Source organism: Sphingopyxis sp. 10G20-10 (assembly GCF_057365075.1).
This window is the reverse complement of record NZ_CP195117.1, coordinates 724,372-741,803: the sequence shown is the minus strand read 5'-3', so window position 1 is coordinate 741,803 and position 17,432 is coordinate 724,372. Positions and strand designations below refer to the sequence as shown.

Here is a 17,432-nt window from a genome sequence, read left to right as displayed (position 1 = left end):
CATAGACTTTGAAGCGGGCCGCCACTTTGCGACGTTGAGCGGTGACAAAGAGGCTGCTAGAGGCATCGGCGATGGCAAAACAAACCGCTACGTCCGCCCCGCCCCCAGCGTCCGATGCAGCCGAACCGCGCTCCCGTAAGCTGGGGAGCCTACGGATGATCTGGGACCATACCCGACATTATCCCGGTCAGCTGGTCATTGCCGCCATTGCGCTTGGCGTCGCGGCCTTCGCGACCCTCGCCATTCCCTATCAATTCAAAACCATGATCGACAGCGGCTTTGTCGCCGGCGGCGGTGATGTGTCGCCCATTTTCCGTGTCTTTTATGTCATAGTTATCGTGCTCGCCTTGGCGACCGCGACGCGCTTTTACTTCGTCAGCTGGCTGGGCGAACGCATCGTCGCCGACATTCGCCAGGCGGTGCAAAGCAACCTACTGCGCCTCGCCCCCGCCTTTTTCGAAGAAAATCGCCCGTCGGAAATCGCTTCGCGGATGACATCGGATACCGCGATCATCGAACAGGTGGTCGGCACCACCGTTTCTGTCGCGCTCCGCAATGTCGTGATGGGGATTGGCGGTATTGCCTATCTTTTCTGGCTCTCACCAAAATTGACCGCGGGTATGCTGCTCGGCATTCCGGTGATTGTCCTGCCGATTGTCCTGCTCGGCCGGCGTCTGCAAAATCTGTCGCGGACCAGCCAGGATCGTGTCGCCGACATTGGCGCTACCATCGCCGAGCAATTGGGCGCGATGAAAATCGTTCAGGCCTTTGGTCAGGAAACGCGCGAAGCCGGTCGCTTCACCACCGCAGTAGAGGCCAATTTCGCCACCGCCCGCCGCCGCATTCGTTTGCGCGCCATGATGACCGCCATTGTCATCGGATTGCTGTTTGGGGCCATCACGACCCTGCTCTGGTATGGGGCCACAGACGTTGCAGAGGGAAAATTGACCGGCGGCACAATCGCCGCCTTCGTGCTGGTCGGCGGCCTTGTCGCCGGTGCTTTTGGCGCGCTGACCGAAGTTTATGGCGACTTGCTCCGCGCGGCCGGTGCGGCCGAACGGCTCAGCGAGTTGCTTCACGCCGAAGCCAGCATCGCCGCCCCCGCCCATCCGCGCGCGCTACCCGAACCATCGCGCGGCGAGCTGGAATTTTCCGGGGTTGAATTTCGCTATCCGACCCGCCTCGACACAGCGGCGCTAAAGGATTTCTCGCTTGCGATCCGCCCGCAGGAAACCGTCGCCATCGTCGGCCCGTCGGGCGCGGGAAAATCGACGCTGTTCCAGCTCGCCCAGCGCTTTTACGATCCGCAAGCGGGCACCATCAGCATCGACGGCGTGCCGCTGACCGAGGCCGATCCTGCCGACGTCCGCGCGCGCATTGCCATGGTGCCGCAGGAAACGGTGATCTTTGCGGCCTCTGCGCGTGACAATCTGCGTTATGGCAATTGGAACGCCAGCGACGACGCGCTGTGGGAAGCCGCACGCAGCGCCAATGCCGAGGAATTTTTGCGCAAACTCCCCGACGGCCTCGATACGTTCATGGGCGAAGGCGGGGCGCGCCTCTCGGGCGGGCAGCGCCAGCGCATCGCCATCGCGCGCGCGCTGCTGCGTCAATCACCGCTCCTGCTTCTCGACGAAGCCACCTCGGCGCTGGATGCCGAGTCCGAACGGCTGGTGCAGGATGCCATCGACCGGCTGATTCACGACCGCACCACCATCGTCATCGCCCATCGCCTCGCGACTGTCCGCGCCGCCGACCGCATCATCGTTATGGACGACGGCGCGATTGTCGAAGAAGGCAAGCATGACGATCTGGTCGCCGCCGACGGCCTCTATGCCCGCCTCGCGCGCCTGCAATTTCAGGACAATCTCGCGGTGGCATAAGCCACGCATCACCTCCCCCACCATCAAAGGATCACATCGGATGCTGCACAGCCAGACCGTCCCCGCCTACACCAACGCGCTCGGCGCGCTTTCGGGTCAACTCGACAAGACGCGGGCTTGGGGTGCCGACAATGGCAAGGATGAGACGCAATTGATGGCGGCGCAGCTTGCACCCGACATGTTCCCGCTTTCGACCCAGATCCGCTTTTCCTGCACGCAAGCACTTCAAGCGGTGACCCGCCTCGGCGCCACGGGCGCGCCGGAATTTGCAGAAGATGCGACGGATTTTGCGGGAATGAAGGCGCAGATTGCGTCCGCAATCGACTTTCTGTCGGCGCTGGATCCGGCCGCGCTGGGCAGCGACGACACCCGCACGGTCAGCTTTGACTTGCCCAATGCTATGGCGTTCGACCTCAGCGCCGCCGACTATGTTCGCGACTGGGCGCTGCCGCAATTCTATTTCCACATCATGGCGGCCTATGCCGTGATGCGACAGGCTGGTGTGCCGCTCGGCAAAGCCGATTTTGCCAGCTATATGATGCGCCACCTGCGCCCCGGCACCATGCCGACCGGCTGACAGGTCACGCGTGGGTTAGGCCACGCTAGATCAGATTGCGATACGCGTGAATCCCCGGAAAGGCGATGCTTTCGCTCCCGTTGCGCCGGATTGCGCCAATCGCCTGATCGACGCGCAAATATCGCGCCCGGGCGTCGGGTTCCAACAGGATCGTGGCCGGTTCAGCCCGCGTTGAGGCGGCCTTCACCAGCTGGCCCAGCTGCGCCAGATCGACGGCGTCATCATTCCAGCGGATGATGTCCGATGTGTCGATTGTGACATGATTTTGGTCGGCAATCGGCAACATCGGACCATCACTGGGCAGGGTAATATCGACCATATGGTGCGGCGGCGGGGTGGTGATGATGAACATCACCAGCATGACCAGCATGACATCGATCAGCGGCGTTGTGTTGATGATCGGATCGGCATCGGGGCTGGTGCGAAAGATACTGCGGCGGCGGCGCATCACGTCTCTCCCATCTCGGGGAGCGGAGCATCTGCGGCGTCGCGTCAGGCGCCCGTTACCCCATTGATACAGGGCTATCACATGATCCTGATTGCCCTAGATGTGATGGTATAACATAATTTTCACATTGCAAGATCAATTGCAAAAACGCGCGCCAACCTCAGCCTGCTTCCAATATCTGTTCCTGCGCCACAAACCACGGCTTCGTTTCTCGGGCGACGCCATCGCCTGCGCGCCAAGAGCCGCTCGCCCTACACCCATAAAGAAAGGGCGACACCTTACGGTGCCGCCCTTCTTTTCGTTCCATCCCGTTCGGGAGTGGAAACCGCTCTTACATGCCCGAGTTGGGACCGTAAGTGATTTCCACGCGACGGTTCTGGTCGTTGCGCACGCCATCGGGCGTATCAACGGCCGGACGGCTTTCACCGAAGGCTTGTTCGCTGATCGAGCCATCGCTGATACCGCGAGCCGTCATATAGCTGCGGGCCGCATCAGCACGACGCTGCGAGAGACCGACGTTATACTTGGCCGGACCCGACCGGTCAGCGTGACCTGCCAGCATGACCTGCTGCCCCGTGCAACCACGGTTGTAAGCGCTGATGGCGTTGTCCAGCGTCGCCGCCGCTTCGGGCGTGATATTCGACTGATCCCAGTCGAAATAGACGATGTACGGGCCAGGCGCACACACCGGAGCCGGCGGAGGCGGCGGAGGCGGCGGGGGAGGCGGCGGAGGCGGCGGCGGCGGCGGAGGTGCCGGAGCCGGAGCCGGAGCCGGACCACCAAAGTTATAGGTCAGCGTTCCGAGCAGCGAATGCGAACGGAAACGGGTCGACACGTTGCGACCAACCTGATCAACCAGATCGACATTGTCGGCGTTGAAGAAGCGATACTTAAAGCCAACGTCCCAATTGCTGGTCAAAGGAGCGCGAATGCCCGCAATGGCCTGCCATGCAAAACCGGTGTCCGAGTCATTGATGAACGGACCGGCGAAAACCGGGGAAACGTCAACGCGAGCCACACCGGCACCACCGCCAACAAAGCCCTGGATGCCGTCGTCGTCACCAAAGTCGAACATGCCGTTCGCCATAAAGCTCAGAGCGCTGACATCACCGTTCATAGCCGTACGGCCCGTAAACAGAGGTCCTGCACCGTTAGCAGATTGCGGAATGCCAGGAGCATTAAATGCGCCGGAATCAACGCTAGCTTGGCGATATCCGACTTCGACTTCGGCGCGGAATCCGCCAAAATCATAACCTACAGTACCCTCGAAATCATAACCAGTGTCATGATCCAGCGAGCCTGCATTGTTGATCGTGCCAATATCGAGGTTCAAGTCCTCGACCAGCATGGCACCTCCACCGACACCCACATACCAGGAGTCGTCGCGCGCCAAGGCAGGCGACGCTAGGGCTGTGGAGGCCAACGCCACGGCGACGGCAAGCTTCCTCATAGTAAATTCCCCTTTCAATTGAGATATAGTTCTCGACAGACGTCCTACTCGTGCCTTTGGTTCCGTGCAAGACAACAAATCGCAAATCTGTTGCTAAAAAGTCGCACTCTGGGCCATTGCAGAAGAAAATTCAGCCCAAAATCAACAAGCCTTGGCTAGCGAGCGCTCCAAACAGGGCATTAATGGCGTCTCGAGAGGCCGAATCAACAGTCGCACCGCCGGTAGGGGCTGCCAAAACTGGAGGAACGACCCAGCTATCGCTCTCGAACCGCAGTATTTTCCTATCCGAGAGCCGCACACATCGCATTCCGGGTCGCGGTGCAACAAAACGCCAGCCCCCGTCACTCCACAGCGCGATCGCGTTATCCTGTCCGGCCCAGTCCCCCGTTGCGCCTCCGCCAACAATCCAGCACTGCCCCGGCGATGGCGCCAAAGGCGGCGTAACCTGCGGTCCCGCTTCACAACTGCATTGGACCAGCGCGTCGATCAACGTCAGCGCTTCATTATGCGATATTTCTTTCTGCGCCTGCCCGACAGACAAAAATGGCAGGCCAAATCGGGCTGAAGTCTGCGGATCGGTCATTTTCTCATTCTCCCAATAAAATGCCTTGAATCAGAGGATTGCCATCATCAGCGGTAAGGAGAGGGCATAATCCCCCACCTGCCTGATCTCCGCGACCGTCCCCGCCGGAATGGCGGCGCGGTCATCGGGCGACAGATACAGCGCGTTGGTCGGGCTATCCCACGGGCCGATACCGCTCACCGGCGGCGACAGGCTGATCCGCCACGCCTCCCGGCTTTCGCCCAGACCTGCATCGACAAAATCGCGCCATAACAGGCCCATCCGGCTCCGCCGCACCCAGCGCAGCGTTGCGCCGCCACTGCCGTCAGACACCATCTGCCCATGCACAGGCGACAAGGGGCGCAGCGCGATCTGGGTATCGGGGACGGCCAGCTCGGTCATCTCCGTCGCATTGCGCGCCGCCCATTCGATCTGACTCTCCCCCGACGCCGCCCTCAGCGCCGCCTCGGCGGGCAACAGGACAAGCGCCGGATCATCGAGCAAGACAAAAGGCGCGCCGGCCGCATGTGGTCCAGCCTCAACTTCGGTCCCACCACGCCCGCGCAGCAAGTGTGACAAGCGCCACCGCCCATCCCCCAGCGGCGCAGCCTCACCAAACTGGATCAGCTCGCCGCCAATCATGGCGCGGTTTGCGCCCGCCCAAAGCCGATCCTCACTCACCGATTCCAGCGTCATCGACACATTGACCAACGCCACGTCGACGCTGTTCACCCTGTCCATCACCATTGTCGATCCACGCGGCAAAGGCGCAGACAAAGACCCCAGCGCCGTCGCCGGACGCGCCAGCCCGATCGGCTCGCCCGGCGCATCGGGCGCGGGCACAAACCACAGGTCGGCGCCGCGCCAGCCGTCATTGCTTCCGGCGGCGGCAACCATAATCTGCGCCGCGCTCGCCGCCTCGATGCCCAGACCCGGAACATCGAACAATTGCACGGTTCCCGTCGCCGCTGGCCAGTCGGGCGCAACCACTGCATCACCCGGCGCGGCGCTCGCACCACTTTCGCCCAATGGTTGATAGCGCCGCATCTCCAACGTCACCGCTGCGTCTTTGACCGACCGGCTAGCCAGCACCCATTTTGCTTCCGCGCCCACATCTGTCGCCACCACCGCGCCGACCGGCAGCGCCAGCGCCGCCAGATCACCCGCGACCTGCACCCTTTCACGCCCGTCACCCGCCGCCGCGCCCAGACGCATCGCCAGCGCCCGCGCTGCTGACGCCGCCAGCACTGCGGGCAAATCGACCCGCTGCTCACGCGCCCCGCCGCCAGCGACCGCAGCCGTCTGCTGGCCTAGCTGATAATCACGCGCCGGTTCATAATGACGCAGCCTTATACTGCCGGGCAGCGCACTCAGCGGACGGCGCTGTCTTTCGATAAAATCCTTGTCTTCCAGCGCCCTGCCCGCTGCCAAAAAACCGTCCATCGCCAGTGGCTCCCCCGCCAGCGCGGGCGGCGCAATCCGCCAATCATCCGCACCGCTCACCAGCCCCATCGCATCGGCATCGACCAACGGAGCAATCGCATCACGCAACCGGTCACCCGATGCGGCATAGCCATCGACCAGCAACGCCCCCGAAAATCGCTCCGGCTCCTGCGCCAACAGGCCCGCAATACTCCCGCTATCGACCGCCCCCGCATCACCCTCGACCTCGAAGGTCAACGACGGAATCCGGTTGCCGAAACTCGCCAGCTCCAAATCCTCGAACACCGCATAGGCCAGCCCGCGAAACGCGCTCGCCGACGCCATGCCCACCGCCGACGCGATCAACGGATCGACCGCCTGATCCTCGCTCCCGTCATAAAACCGAAAGACACAGCGCGCCTGAAACGCCCCGCTCGTCCCGCGCAGCAAATTGCCGTCGGCCCAGATGCGCCGGATCGCGCCAATCGGCCGCGACGACAGCGCCACCGCCAGCGATACCGAATAGCTATAGTCTGTGACCGAAGGCCGCCCCTTGCCGCCGCCGCTCTTGGCCTTGCGCTCGATCAGGTCGGTGGCCCAGATCACGCTTCCCGCAACGCGCATCGTCCCGAACAACTGCGGGATTTGCACGCCATAGGTCGACGCCTGCACCTTCAAATCGGCCAGTCGCGGACCCTCGCGCCCCTTGGGCTTGAAAATCTGCGCATCGACCTGCTGCCCCAACGCCGCCCCCACCGCCGCCCCCACCGGCCCGCCCAGCACCCCGCCGACGACCGTCAACACCAAAGTCGCCATCGCCAACCTCCTATAATATCATTAAATTCAGCTGCTTTTGGGCATAGGCCGCAGCCGCCACCGCCCAGTCGCCCGCGCCGCATCATCAAACGGCGCTTCAACCACCCGCCGCAATCCGGCATGGGCATGAATCAAGCTCTCACGCCCCAAAACCCCAAGATGAAACTGCCGCGCACCCATTTCCAGCAACGCCACATCGCCGACGCGCAAAGGCTCGACCGTCTCCGCCAATCCGGCCCCACGCAACGCCCCCGCAATCCGTTCCCGCGACCATCCCCGCAGCGGATAGCCGCGCGGGCGCACCAACTTCACGCCCGCCACCGCATAGGCCGCCCACACCAGCCCGACACAGTCCACGCCTGTCGCCGCATCAAACCCTTGCGCGCGAAACCGCACCCCGACCATCGCCCGCGCCGCCGCAAAGACGGCCTCGCCCACTTCATCCACCGGGATAGCGCGTCAGCAAATCATTGCCCGGAAGATGCGCCTCGCCGCGAAAATTCACCGCATTGGCAAAGCGGTCGCGGCAGGTCGAAAGCTGTTTGTCGCACCCCTCGACCAGCCGCACCCGCACCGGCAATTCCAGCGCAAAGGGCGGCACCTCGGCCAATTGCAACACCGCGCCGTCATGCCCGACAATCGGGCTGCTGAGCCCGCACCCGCGCCCCGTCAGCCAGACCAACGCGCCAAAGGCCAGATCCGCGCTCATCGCCGTGGCCAGCGTCGCCGCCCGCCCGTCCATCGCGACAACCTGCCCGACATGGGTGCGCGGCGACAGGTCAACACGGCACGCCCGATCACCCAGCGCCGCACGACAGCTTGGCGATGTTGCGGGGCACACCGGCCGGTCGAGCGTCCCCGTCACCCCCATCAACTCCGCTGTAAACGCCGCGCCGCGCCGCTCGACCGTCCCCAGCTCGCCGCGCGCCACCACCACCGGCGAGGGTGCGGGATTGGTCCAGTCCACCACCATCAGCACCAACCGCGCGCCATCCCACCGACCCGCATCCAGATCATCACCGGCAATCGCACCGCTGCTGATCGCGCCTTCCAGATCCATCGTGCCTGCATCTAGGCTATCGCTCGTTTCCAGCGCCGACGGCTTCATCCCCGGCGCTGCCCGATAAATCAGCCCATCAAGCAGCAGATCGCGATCATGCGAGGTCAGCCCGATGACGACCCCGTCGCGCCGCGCCAGCCGCCAGCACCACGCCAGCGTCACCACCGCTTCACGCAGCCAGTCGGGCGCCGCCGTCAGGCCCATGCTCACCATGGCGACCGCACCTCGACCAGCGGCACATGCGCCAGCTCACCCGCCAAAAAGGTCGCACGACTGACCTCCAGCTGATCCTCGGCAAAGCGCACCGGCACATCGAACAAAAAGCCCGCGCTGACCGCAAGCCCCGCCGCCGGAGCCGCCTCCAACAGCACCTCGCCCTCCGTCGTCAGCGAAAATGCGTCGGTCTCGACACCATCCACCGCCACCCGCACGCTTCCCGCTACCGGCAGCCGGATCGCCCGCACCTGCGCCTCGCCCTCAACACCATAGTTTTTACGCAAGCCGAATAGCCGTCGACTGCCGTCACCAACCCCCAAAATCTGGTCGAGCGGCCCCGCCTCCGCGCCATCCCCCGCCGAACTCGCATCAAAGGGATCGCGAAACCGAAACCCCCGCGCCGCGCCGCGCCGCGCGCGGAAAAACTCGCTCAATCGCCGCACATCCTCTTCGGAGCGCACCCCCGGCCCCGCATCATAGCGCATCCGCGCATCGGCCCACTCGCTCGCGCGCTGCTCATGCCCGCCGGGCGAGCTCACGATCTGGGTCGAAAATTCGGTCACCACCAGCGCCTCGAGCCCGATTGCCAGCGGGAAATCCACCGCATCAAAAGCCTGCACATCGCCCTCCTCTTCACCCGCAAAAGTCACAAAGCCGTCGCGCGCCACCTGCGGCAGCGCCCAAAGGAACGTGCGCGCCACACCCGCCCGCCCCGCCTCATCCGCCGCCTTGGCAATCGCCGCCCATTGCCCGCGATCTTCGGGGTTCAGCACAAAGCCCGAAAAATAATGCTGCCCATCAACCGGATAGCCCAGCCGCGCCGCCATCGCCGCGCGCGCACCCGCCGTCTCGGCCCCGCGCCCGCCGGTCACCCAGTCATAATCCTCCAGCTGCAACACATCGAACGCGGGCGACGCCCATCCCGTCGGCACATTGGCGCGCCGCACCTCGGGAGCATCAGGATCGAGCGCGCCGGGCAGATAGACCAGCACATGGCTAACCAATTCCGCCGCGCCCGCCTCCTCGCGCGCCGCCACAACCAGCCCCGCACTCGAAGCCGCAAGCAACACGCCCAGCGCATCGAGCATCGCCCGCTGCCCCGCATCCAAACTCCCGCGCACATCGGCAATCGCCACGCCGACACCGCCCAGCGCAGCGGTCGTCGCGGCGTCATAGGCGTAAATCCTGCCGCCCGCGTCGACCCACCACCACGGCTCACCCACCTGAAATTTCAGCGCCAGCCCCGCGTCCCCCCCAATCGCCACAAAGGCCCGCGCCACCTGCTGCAAATATCCCATCGCCGCGCTATTGGCGGGCGATAACAAGGTCGACGGCGGCACCCATCCGGTCAGCGCAGGCGCACCGCCCGCATCGCGCTGCTTCCAGTCGTTCCAGCAATAATCGTCCAATACTTCATAGGACAGCGACCAGATCACCCCCAGCCCCGCCGCCGCACATTCCGCCGCAAAGCCGCGATGCCACGCCGCCGCCGGACCATTGAGCACCCCGCCCGCCAGACTGACATAAAATCCGCCGCCCAGGGCTTCGAGCCGCATATAATGGCTCATCCCGACATAATGGACGACATCGCCGCGATAGCCCAATTGCACCATCTGCCGCACCAGCCGCGCCGGAGTCAGATTGTAACTGTCGTCATATCCGCTCGCGATTCCAACGCCATGTTCGGGCATCACCACATCGCCCAGCGCCAGCACCGACCCCGATCCGGTCACGCTTATCTCGCTCATCTCGGCCCAGCCCTCGACCGGCGCCGACAACACTCCGTCGCTGCCGTCATAGGAAGGCGGCACCAGCGAGATAAACATCCGGTCGATATCACCCGCCCACACCGGGTCCGCCTCGCCCGGCAGCAAAAATCCGCCGTTCAGCGCGTCAAAGTCCAGGCTGACCTCCGCATCCTCGCCCGACCCCACGGCATAATTCCACAATCGCACATACCAGGACCGCGCCGCGCCGCCCGCATCGCGCCCCTCGATGGTCAGCGTCGGCCCATGCAGCGCATCGAGCCCCTTCACCCCGCCCGACCGCCAGCGAAACGCCAGTTGGCAATGCCGGAAATCGCGCCGCGTTTCATAGGCGAGCAGGGGATGGTCCCAGCCGTCCTCGGCCTCCCAGATCAACCCCGCCAGATCCTGCTTCTGGTAAAAAACCGCATCGACGCGCAGCGACGTTGCGCCATTCGTCACCACGCTCGCCATCATCGGCCGCGCAAAATTGACCGTCCAATAGCGCGGATCAAAGCGTTTCAACCACGTCGTGCGATGATGGTCTTCGGCACGCGCCAAGGCCCAGCCCATCACGCGTCCCCCTCCGCCACCGCACGCCGCACCGCGCGCGCAATCTGCCGCCCCGTTTGCGCCAGCCTTTGCGGCTCTGCCCCCGCCTGCCCCTGCACATTCACCGTAATCGCAATGTTGCGCGCGCCGCCGCTGCCCACCGCCTCAACCCGCCCGCTCGACGTCGGGACAAACAGCTCCGGCCCGCGCTCGCCGACGCGATAGGCGCGCCCCGCGCTCACCGGCCCGCCCGTCGCCCGACCCGGCGCCCCGAACAGCGCCAACGCCAGCGACGACCCCAGCCCCAGCAAGCCGCCACCGCCGCTCTGCCCCTTGCCGCCACCCAGCAAGCTGCCGATCCCGCCCGAAATCGCCGCGCGGGCAATATCGGCCATCGTCGACAGCGCCAGCCGCTTCAGATCCTCAAACCCCAGCTTGCCGGTGCGGATCGCACGGCTCAACGCCCGCTCGATCCCGCGCCCTGCCGCTTCGGCGCCCGACACCAGCGGCCCGCCCAGTTCGGCGCGCATCGCCGCAATATCGCGCCGGAACCCGCTGGTGTCGGCGCGCACCGCCACCACCATTTCATCAATCGCATCGCTCATCGGGAAATTGCTCCATCATCGCCGCCAGCGCGCCGCGCTCCAGCACCACCGCCGCCTCATCCTCGACCCAGCCGCCCAGAACCGCCGCCACATCGGCAGGCGTCGCCGCCCAAAACACCTCGGGCAACCACCCCGCCACCCGCGCCATCACCCCGCACAAACGAAGCGCGACAGCACTGATTTTCCCCTCCCCTTCAGGGGAGGGGCAGCGAGACTTACCAGCTTGCTGGTTAGTCGCAGCGGGGTGGGCTCCTCGCCCTCGCGCAACGCCGCAAGCCTCGCGGTCAAAACCACCCACACTTACCGTCCCGACAAAATCTGGCCCAGCAAGACGCGCAGCGCCGGCGTCACCCCCGCCAGCCCCGCCTCGACCACGGCCGCCCCCACATCCTCGCGGCTCAGCCCGTCGGGCCGATCCCGAACGCAATGCCAGAACAGCGCCGCCAACTCGGCCAGCGTCAGCCCGCCCTCCGCCGCCCGCTCGACCAGCGCAAACAACGGCCCCAGCTCAGCCTCCGCCGCCACCAACGCGCCAAAGCTCGGACGCAGCACCAGCACATCATCACCAACGCGCAACGCCGCCTCGCCGCGCAAGCCATTCGCCGCCGCGCTCACAGGCTGACCACCGCGCCGCTCGATTCCAGGCTCAGCGTGTAATTGCGCTCGCCATTATAATCGCCGGCATAGTCCAGCCGCGTGACCAGAAACCGCCCCTGCATCCGCTCGCCGCTTTCGAAACTCAGTTCATAATCATCGATCGCCCCCGACAAAGCATGGCCGCGCAGCCGGACTTCGGCATCCGATCCGGTAAAAATCCCCGCCGCGCTCACCGAAACCGACCGAACACCGGCTCCCGACAGCAATTCGCGCCAGCCGCCGCTGTCCTTGGTGGTGACATTCACCGCCTCGCCATTGACGCTCAACTGCGTCGTCCGCAGCCCCGCGACGGTCTGAAAGGCTGGTGTCGTCGCACCATCACCAATCTTGAGCAAAAAAGCGCTCCCATTCTCGATTGCCATCCTCTATTCTCCTCACAGAAATTCCATCGACACGGGGAGTCGCACGATGATTTTTGCTCCAATACTTCTGTCTTTGGCCGCCGCCGTCGCCACGCCGTCGCAAACGGTCGACACAACACGGGTCGGCTTCACAAAGTGCCTGCGCGTCCACATGGTAAAATCGCTCGACGCCAAAATGTCGGACAGCGATTATGAGGCAGCGGTGAAAACCGTCTGCATCAAGGAGCGCGATGCCTTTCACGCCGCTGTCGTCGCCCTCAATCGCGCAACGGGCTTTTCCGCCGCCGATGCAGAGGAAGACGCCAATGATCAGGTCGATGATTATTACCTGAATTTTGGCGATAAATTCATGGACTATGCCGCCACCAACACGCGCCCGGCAGACTAAGGCTCAAACCGCCACCAGAAGGCGGCACCGCACGACCCAGTTTTGGCGCCAGCCTCCCCTTTTATCGCGCGCAAATCGCGTGCGGATGGTGCGCGCGCCAACGATCGTCCAGCCCGCCGCCACACCGCGCAACAAAGCCGGCATCGCGTCAACCCGCGCCGCCGCCGCTCCGTTCAGGCTGTCCCCCACGCCAACCAACAAGATCGACAAGCGCATTTCGCGCCCCGCGCGATCCTTGGTCCCCCAGTCGCGCCCCTCAACCTCGCCGATGGCGACAAAGGGCGGCGTCGCGCGCGGCGGTTCACCGTCGAACACGCCCTGAACCAGCCCGCCCAGCACAGCATCGCCCTGCAACAACGCCAAAGCCCGCTCCCGCACTGCGGCCTCCGCGCTCTGCACCGCGCCCGTCATAACGTCAGCCCCACGCGCCGCCACGGCTGCCACAGCGCGGTGATGATCGTCGGCGGTTCACCGCCCACCGCATCGCGCGCGGCATAAAGATGCGCCACCATCCGGATGATTCCTTGCCGCAGGGCGTCGGGCACAGCCTCTGTGGTTTCGGCCAGCCCCGCCCGATAACCGATCCGCACCCGCGCCGCGCCGGTCGTCTTCAGGATACGAACCGTCGCCAGCCCGTCGCGCGCAATCGTCACATCATAGTCGGCAGGCGCCAGCGCCAGTTCGGCCTCTTCACCCGGCAAGGCGATGACCGTATCGACCGCGACCACAGGCCGCTTGCATAGCCGCAGGACAACAGGCCCGACCGGCATCTCCTCCTCGATGCTGCGCTGGATCAACCATTGGCCGATAAAGGCCTCGCAGATGTTGGTCGCGGCACCGATCAGCGCCGTGATAATCGCATCTTCGCCACTCGCCCCCAGTCGCAACCAGGCGCGGGCTTCGTCCAGGCTGACGGGCGTCTCCCCTGTCGGGATACTCACAACCATCATCACTGCTCCAACCGGGTCGGCGCATACGGTCCATCGACCTGCCCGTCACTCAACATCATCCGATTGCTCACGCGCGCCAGATCGGCAAAAAAGGGAGTCGGCATGGCTCACCATCCTCTCGAAAGGACATAAAAATGGCCCTGTCCGCGCAAGGCGGCAGGGCCTGTTCAAAAGGCAGAAAATCGGGGTCGCTAATCTGATTAGCGAGAGAGAATATGATGCCCGGCCTGTCCCCTTGGGGGGGGGTGAGGGGAGGCCGGGCCGGGCACCAAATCACCGCCTAGGTGGCGGCGAATTTCATCAGCTTGATAGCTTCCGAATTGACCAGCGCACCACCGACCCTTTTGGTTGCATAGAAATGCACAAAAGGTTTGTTGCTGAACGGATCGCGCAGGATGCTGGTCCCGCCGCGGTCGGCGATCAAATATCCGGCGCGGAAATTTCCGAATGCAATGCCCAGGCTGTCGGCCGCCACATCGGGCATGTCCTCGGCCTCGACCACCGGATAGCCCAGCAAAGTCGCCGCCTGCCCCGCAACCATTCCCGGCTGCCAGATAAACGCCCCGTCGCTGGTCTTGAACTTGCGGATCCGCGCCAGCGTGTCCGAATTCATGACCCAGCTCGCGCCCTGACGATAGGGCGCGCGCAACGCATGGACCAGCTCGACCAGTCTGTCCTGCGGGTTCGACGCCGCAAAAGCCCCCGCCGCGCCGCTCGCCACATATTGCAACGTGCCGAATGCGCGCACCGCATCCTTCTCGTTGGTGCTGGCATAATCCAGAAAGCCCTTGGGCCGGTTGGTCCCGTTGCCCACGACAAACGCCGACCCTTCGGCCACCGCAAATTCGCGCGCAATCTCGTCGGCCAGCCAGCCCTCGACATCGAACGCCGCATCATCCAGCATCGCCTGACTCGCCGCCGGATTGGCGTAAAGTTCACCCGTTGGCGGCGCGATTTCGGCAAAGCTGCGCGTGTCGGTTTCGGGCCGCGCCGCCGTTTCACCGACCCAGCCCGCCGCCGTCGCGCCGGTCGCGACCAGCTTGCGATACCCGCTCGTCCCCGTCTGCACCACGGTCGCAAGACTGCGGATCGGCGACAGCGATTTCAGCGTCGCCGCTATCGTCCCGTCAATTTCGCGCGGCACCGCATAGCCCCCCTCGGCTCCGCTATCCCCCGACAGGCTTTTCATCTCGACGCCGCTATCCACCCCGCGCCGCAAATAGCGGTCAACAAAGGCGCTGCGCGCCGGATCATCGGCCTTCGCCCCATCCAAAGGCAAACGCCCCGCCGCCAGTGACTGCGCCGCCACCTGTGCCTGCAGTGCCGACACCGAAGCCTTCAATTCATCCACGGCCTCCGCCGCCAAAACCGCATCAAACGCCCCATCCAACGCATCCGCCTTCACTTCCATATCCAATTCCATACCCGTCACTCCTTCATTGAACCATCTTCCCTCCCCCTTTGATGGGGGAGGGTTGCGAAGCCTTGGCGCTTGCCGCCTAGGCGAAGCTGGGTGGGGGTGAGGCGACCTCTCGACCATCACCAACATCCACCGCAATCACCCGCGCGCATGGCTGCATTGGCATCGCCACCAAACTCACCTCGGCCAGATCGAGCGCCAGCAATTCGCGCGGATTATTCCCCCGCGCCGCTTTCACCCGATACCCAAAGGACAATCCGTTCAGCGCCCCGCGCGCCACCAGCCCCGCCGCCGTCACATCCGAAACCCGCGCCACCACGCGCAGTCCCCGCGCATCCTCGGCCAGCGTCTCGATCACCCCGATCACCGCGCCCGACCGATGCTGCCACAGCAAAGGCACCCCGCGAGTTTCCCGCAAACTCGCCGCAAAAGCCCCCCGCCGCACCACATCCCCGCCCCGGTCGACCCGATCAAATATGGCGGCATAACCCGCGAACCGAACGCCCCCCTCCCCTTCAGGGGAGGGGTTGGGGGTGGGGGCCGCCGATCTAAGCGGCTGCTTCTGTTCACGCGGAAACGCGAAGGCGCGGAGAAGATATTGCGGCAGCATATTTTCTGCCGTTCGTCCTGAGCCTGTCGAAGGACCGCAATTTCTTTCAACCGTTACAGAAAAAGGATAATGCCCTTCGACTGCCTTGCAGGCACTCGGGACAGGCTCCGACATGCTCGGCACGAACGGGGAAGCGAAAATTCTCCGCGCCTCCGCGTCTCCGCGCGAACCAACTTCCGACCGCGCCAAACTCACCGCAGCAACCCCATCAGCCCCAGCTTCACCGCAATCCCGACCACCAGCGCCGCCAGCACCCCGCGCACCGCCCAGTCGACCGCCGCTTTCCACGCGCTCTTCTTGGCATCGCGCCATGCGCCGAGCAGCTGGCGCAGATCGCCAATGTCATCGCGCGCCGCCTCATCGGCCAGCCCCAGCCGCGCCAGCGCCCGCCGCGCCCCCAGCTCGCTCGCTTCCTCGATCAACGCGCGCAGCACCGCCGCATCACCGACGCCGGGCACACCGCTCCCTGCCTGCGCGACCAGCCGCGCCAGCATATCTTCATCCTGCATATCTCTTTCCTTTATCGTCGCCTGTGTGAAAGGCGGAGGGCAGCCCTAAGCCACCCGCAACATCGCCCGCTTTTCCTCGCGGGTCAGGAAATCCGCCCCCGACACTTGCTCCCACAACGCCATCCGGTCCTCCGCCAGCGCCGGCACCTGATCCAGATCGACGCGCAACTCCGCGCCCTCGAACCGGCCGCGCATCCCTTGCGCGATCCCGCCCAATATCTTTGCCGCCAACGGCAAGATGGTCAGCCGCCACAGCGCCCGATTGGCTTCCTTGTAATTGGCATAAGTCGCATCACCGGGCAGGCCGAGCAGCATCGGCGGCACCCCGAACGCCAGCGCAATCTCGCGCGCCGCGCTATGCTTCAGCTCCAGAAAATCCATGTCGGCGGGCGACAGGCTCAGCGCCTGCCACTTCAGCCCGCCCTCGAGCAGCAAGGGCCGCCCCGCATTGGCCCCGCCCGCAAAACTGTCGGCCAGTTCGGCGCGCAGCCGGTCGATCTGCTCGGGCGACAGTGGCATCCCCTTGTCGCCCGGATCATGCACCAGCGCCCCCGAAGGCCGCGCCGCATTGTCGAGCAGCGCGCGGTTCCACGCCGTCGCCGCATTATGCGCCGCAATCGCCCCCGCCGCGGCCTCCAGACAGCCCGCGCCATAATGATCGTCGAGCGGATGCAGCATCTTCAGCGGCACCACCGCCGTCCGCCCCGCGCCATCCTCGGCGGGCAGCACCACGCTCGCCCCGCCCACGCGATAGCGATAGGCCACCGGCCAGCCGCGCGCGTCGGCCTCGACCGACACCCGCTCGGGCCGCAAGGCATAGAGCGCCCCCGCCGCGCCGCTCCCGTCATCCAAAATCTGCACATAGCCATTGCCGTGAAGCAGCAAGTGCGACGCCAGCGTCTCGACCAGTCCCTGCCCCGCACTCGTCGCCCCGACCAGCGCCGCCAAAGCCGGATCGCTCGCCACCAACGGCGCCGACCCCACCCCTTCCGCCACCAGCCGAACGCTGCGCTGGACAATCGGATTCGCCAAATATCCCGCCCGCACCTGCGCCTCCCACGACAAGGGCGCGGGCGAAGACCACCCCCCATACACCCGCGACAAAGCAGGCCGCGCCGCACCCGACGCCGCCTTCCGGCCAAACCAGTTCATATCATTCTCCTGTTTTCGAATGTCGCTGCGAGACAAACGTCTAGAATA

19 protein-coding genes and 1 pseudogene are annotated in these 17,432 nt (G+C 64.9%); 3 read left to right on the top strand and 17 right to left on the bottom strand.

All coding sequences use genetic code 11. The features are described 5' to 3' along the window. The first annotated feature begins 71 nt into the window (after positions 1-71). Positions 72-1,883, top strand: a complete 1,812-nt coding sequence (locus ACR3XE_RS03645; protein ID WP_473698958.1) for an ABC transporter transmembrane domain-containing protein — start codon at positions 72-74, stop codon at positions 1,881-1,883. A 40-nt stretch (positions 1,884-1,923) separates the two neighbouring features. Then, positions 1,924-2,460 (top strand): DUF1993 domain-containing protein, encoded by a 537-nt coding sequence (locus tag ACR3XE_RS03640; RefSeq protein ID WP_473698959.1) that lies wholly within the window; start codon positions 1,924-1,926, stop codon positions 2,458-2,460. A 25-nt stretch (positions 2,461-2,485) separates the two neighbouring features. Here ACR3XE_RS03640 and ACR3XE_RS03635 read toward each other — a convergent pair whose 3' ends face one another. The 11 genes from ACR3XE_RS03635 to ACR3XE_RS03585 all read right to left on the bottom strand — a co-directional run bounded on the left by ACR3XE_RS03635 (position 2,486) and on the right by ACR3XE_RS03585 (position 12,355). Next, positions 2,486-2,908 (bottom strand): ExbD/TolR family protein, encoded by a 423-nt coding sequence (locus tag ACR3XE_RS03635; RefSeq protein ID WP_473700372.1) that lies wholly within the window; start codon positions 2,906-2,908, stop codon positions 2,486-2,488. A 331-nt stretch (positions 2,909-3,239) separates the two neighbouring features. Next, complete coding sequence (locus tag ACR3XE_RS03630) at positions 3,240-4,358, bottom strand: OmpA family protein (RefSeq protein WP_473698960.1); 1,119 nt, start codon at positions 4,356-4,358, stop codon at positions 3,240-3,242. A 130-nt stretch (positions 4,359-4,488) separates the two neighbouring features. After that, positions 4,489-4,941: a DUF2793 domain-containing protein gene (locus tag ACR3XE_RS03625; protein ID WP_473698961.1), complete on the bottom strand. Its 453-nt coding sequence runs from the start codon at positions 4,939-4,941 to the stop codon at positions 4,489-4,491. A gap of 30 nt (positions 4,942-4,971) precedes the next feature. Beyond that, the gene (locus tag ACR3XE_RS03620; RefSeq protein WP_473698962.1) at positions 4,972-7,158 is read right to left on the bottom strand and encodes a phage tail protein; all 2,187 of its coding nucleotides are present in this window, start codon (positions 7,156-7,158) and stop codon (positions 4,972-4,974) included. Positions 7,159-7,185: 27 nt separating this feature from the next. Then, on the bottom strand, positions 7,186-7,605 hold the full coding sequence (locus ACR3XE_RS03615; protein WP_473698963.1) for an NlpC/P60 family protein: 420 nt from the start codon (positions 7,603-7,605) through the stop codon (positions 7,186-7,188). Beyond that, positions 7,598-8,431 carry a DUF2163 domain-containing protein gene (locus ACR3XE_RS03610; protein WP_473698964.1) on the bottom strand — a complete coding sequence of 278 codons (834 nt, stop codon included), beginning with the start codon at positions 8,429-8,431 and terminating at the stop codon, positions 7,598-7,600. The genes ACR3XE_RS03615 and ACR3XE_RS03610 overlap by 8 nt, the downstream gene beginning before the upstream one ends. Next, a complete protein-coding gene (locus ACR3XE_RS03605) occupies positions 8,425-10,752 on the bottom strand; it encodes a DUF2460 domain-containing protein (RefSeq protein ID WP_473698965.1) in 2,328 nt (775 codons plus the stop codon). Before ACR3XE_RS03605 ends, ACR3XE_RS03610 begins: the two co-directional genes overlap by 7 nt. Beyond that, positions 10,752-11,336, bottom strand: coding sequence for a tail tape measure protein (locus ACR3XE_RS03600; RefSeq protein ID WP_473698966.1), 585 nt, complete (start codon positions 11,334-11,336; stop codon positions 10,752-10,754). The genes ACR3XE_RS03605 and ACR3XE_RS03600 overlap by 1 nt, the downstream gene beginning before the upstream one ends. Next, entirely contained in the window at positions 11,320-11,454 is a 135-nt protein-coding gene (locus ACR3XE_RS03595) for a phage tail assembly chaperone (RefSeq protein ID WP_473700373.1), read from the bottom strand. Before ACR3XE_RS03595 ends, ACR3XE_RS03600 begins: the two co-directional genes overlap by 17 nt. Positions 11,455-11,636: 182 nt before the next feature. After that, positions 11,637-11,951, bottom strand: coding sequence for a gene transfer agent family protein (locus ACR3XE_RS03590; protein ID WP_473698967.1), 315 nt, complete (start codon positions 11,949-11,951; stop codon positions 11,637-11,639). Then, complete coding sequence (locus ACR3XE_RS03585) at positions 11,948-12,355, bottom strand: phage major tail protein, TP901-1 family (protein ID WP_473698968.1); 408 nt, start codon at positions 12,353-12,355, stop codon at positions 11,948-11,950. The genes ACR3XE_RS03590 and ACR3XE_RS03585 overlap by 4 nt, the downstream gene beginning before the upstream one ends. A 46-nt stretch (positions 12,356-12,401) precedes the next feature. On the opposite strand from ACR3XE_RS03585, the gene ACR3XE_RS03580 reads away from it, so the two are divergent. Further along, positions 12,402-12,743, top strand: coding sequence for a ribosome-binding factor A (locus ACR3XE_RS03580; protein ID WP_473698969.1), 342 nt, complete (start codon positions 12,402-12,404; stop codon positions 12,741-12,743). 3 nt (positions 12,744-12,746) lie between these two features. On the opposite strand, the gene ACR3XE_RS03575 is transcribed toward ACR3XE_RS03580, so the two are convergent. The 6 genes and pseudogenes from ACR3XE_RS03575 to ACR3XE_RS03550 form a co-directional block, all read right to left on the bottom strand. Beyond that, complete coding sequence (locus ACR3XE_RS03575; RefSeq protein WP_473698970.1) at positions 12,747-13,154, bottom strand: DUF3168 domain-containing protein; 408 nt, start codon at positions 13,152-13,154, stop codon at positions 12,747-12,749. Continuing rightward, complete coding sequence (locus ACR3XE_RS03570) at positions 13,151-13,693, bottom strand: head-tail connector protein (protein WP_473698971.1); 543 nt, start codon at positions 13,691-13,693, stop codon at positions 13,151-13,153. The genes ACR3XE_RS03575 and ACR3XE_RS03570 overlap by 4 nt, the downstream gene beginning before the upstream one ends. 280 nt (positions 13,694-13,973) lie before the next feature. Beyond that, positions 13,974-15,116 carry a phage major capsid protein gene (locus tag ACR3XE_RS03565; RefSeq protein ID WP_473698972.1) on the bottom strand — a complete coding sequence of 381 codons (1,143 nt, stop codon included), beginning with the start codon at positions 15,114-15,116 and terminating at the stop codon, positions 13,974-13,976. A gap of 76 nt (positions 15,117-15,192) precedes the next feature. After that, a pseudogene (locus ACR3XE_RS03560) lies at positions 15,193-15,636 on the bottom strand (HK97 family phage prohead protease); the annotation flags it as partial. Positions 15,637-15,914: 278 nt separating this feature from the next. Continuing rightward, positions 15,915-16,232, bottom strand: a complete 318-nt coding sequence (locus ACR3XE_RS03555) for a DUF6127 family protein (RefSeq protein WP_473698973.1) — start codon at positions 16,230-16,232, stop codon at positions 15,915-15,917. Between the two features lie 45 nt (positions 16,233-16,277). Further along, positions 16,278-17,384, bottom strand: a complete 1,107-nt coding sequence (locus ACR3XE_RS03550; RefSeq protein WP_473698974.1) for a phage portal protein — start codon at positions 17,382-17,384, stop codon at positions 16,278-16,280. Positions 17,385-17,432 lie beyond the last annotated feature (48 nt).

What these genes read in the sequence shown, in the direction of transcription:
- ACR3XE_RS03645 (WP_473698958.1), top strand. Translation starts at nt 72, where the DNA reads ATGGCAAAACAAACCGCTACGTCCGCCCCGCCCCCAGCGTCCGATGCA.
- ACR3XE_RS03640 (WP_473698959.1), top strand. Translation starts at nt 1,924, where the DNA reads ATGCTGCACAGCCAGACCGTCCCCGCCTACACCAACGCGCTCGGCGCG.
- ACR3XE_RS03635 (WP_473700372.1), bottom strand. Translation starts at nt 2,908, where the DNA reads ATGCGCCGCCGCCGCAGTATCTTTCGCACCAGCCCCGATGCCGATCCG.
- ACR3XE_RS03630 (WP_473698960.1), bottom strand. Translation starts at nt 4,358, where the DNA reads ATGAGGAAGCTTGCCGTCGCCGTGGCGTTGGCCTCCACAGCCCTAGCG.
- ACR3XE_RS03625 (WP_473698961.1), bottom strand. Translation starts at nt 4,941, where the DNA reads ATGACCGATCCGCAGACTTCAGCCCGATTTGGCCTGCCATTTTTGTCT.
- ACR3XE_RS03620 (WP_473698962.1), bottom strand. Translation starts at nt 7,158, where the DNA reads ATGGCGACTTTGGTGTTGACGGTCGTCGGCGGGGTGCTGGGCGGGCCG.
- ACR3XE_RS03610 (WP_473698964.1), bottom strand. Translation starts at nt 8,431, where the DNA reads ATGGTGAGCATGGGCCTGACGGCGGCGCCCGACTGGCTGCGTGAAGCG.
- ACR3XE_RS03605 (WP_473698965.1), bottom strand. Translation starts at nt 10,752, where the DNA reads ATGGGCTGGGCCTTGGCGCGTGCCGAAGACCATCATCGCACGACGTGG.
- ACR3XE_RS03600 (WP_473698966.1), bottom strand. Translation starts at nt 11,336, where the DNA reads ATGAGCGATGCGATTGATGAAATGGTGGTGGCGGTGCGCGCCGACACC.
- ACR3XE_RS03585 (WP_473698968.1), bottom strand. Translation starts at nt 12,355, where the DNA reads ATGGCAATCGAGAATGGGAGCGCTTTTTTGCTCAAGATTGGTGATGGT.
- ACR3XE_RS03580 (WP_473698969.1), top strand. Translation starts at nt 12,402, where the DNA reads ATGATTTTTGCTCCAATACTTCTGTCTTTGGCCGCCGCCGTCGCCACG.
- ACR3XE_RS03575 (WP_473698970.1), bottom strand. Translation starts at nt 13,154, where the DNA reads ATGACGGGCGCGGTGCAGAGCGCGGAGGCCGCAGTGCGGGAGCGGGCT.
- ACR3XE_RS03570 (WP_473698971.1), bottom strand. Translation starts at nt 13,693, where the DNA reads ATGATGGTTGTGAGTATCCCGACAGGGGAGACGCCCGTCAGCCTGGAC.
- ACR3XE_RS03565 (WP_473698972.1), bottom strand. Translation starts at nt 15,116, where the DNA reads ATGGAATTGGATATGGAAGTGAAGGCGGATGCGTTGGATGGGGCGTTT.
- ACR3XE_RS03555 (WP_473698973.1), bottom strand. Translation starts at nt 16,232, where the DNA reads ATGCAGGATGAAGATATGCTGGCGCGGCTGGTCGCGCAGGCAGGGAGC.
- ACR3XE_RS03550 (WP_473698974.1), bottom strand. Translation starts at nt 17,384, where the DNA reads ATGAACTGGTTTGGCCGGAAGGCGGCGTCGGGTGCGGCGCGGCCTGCT.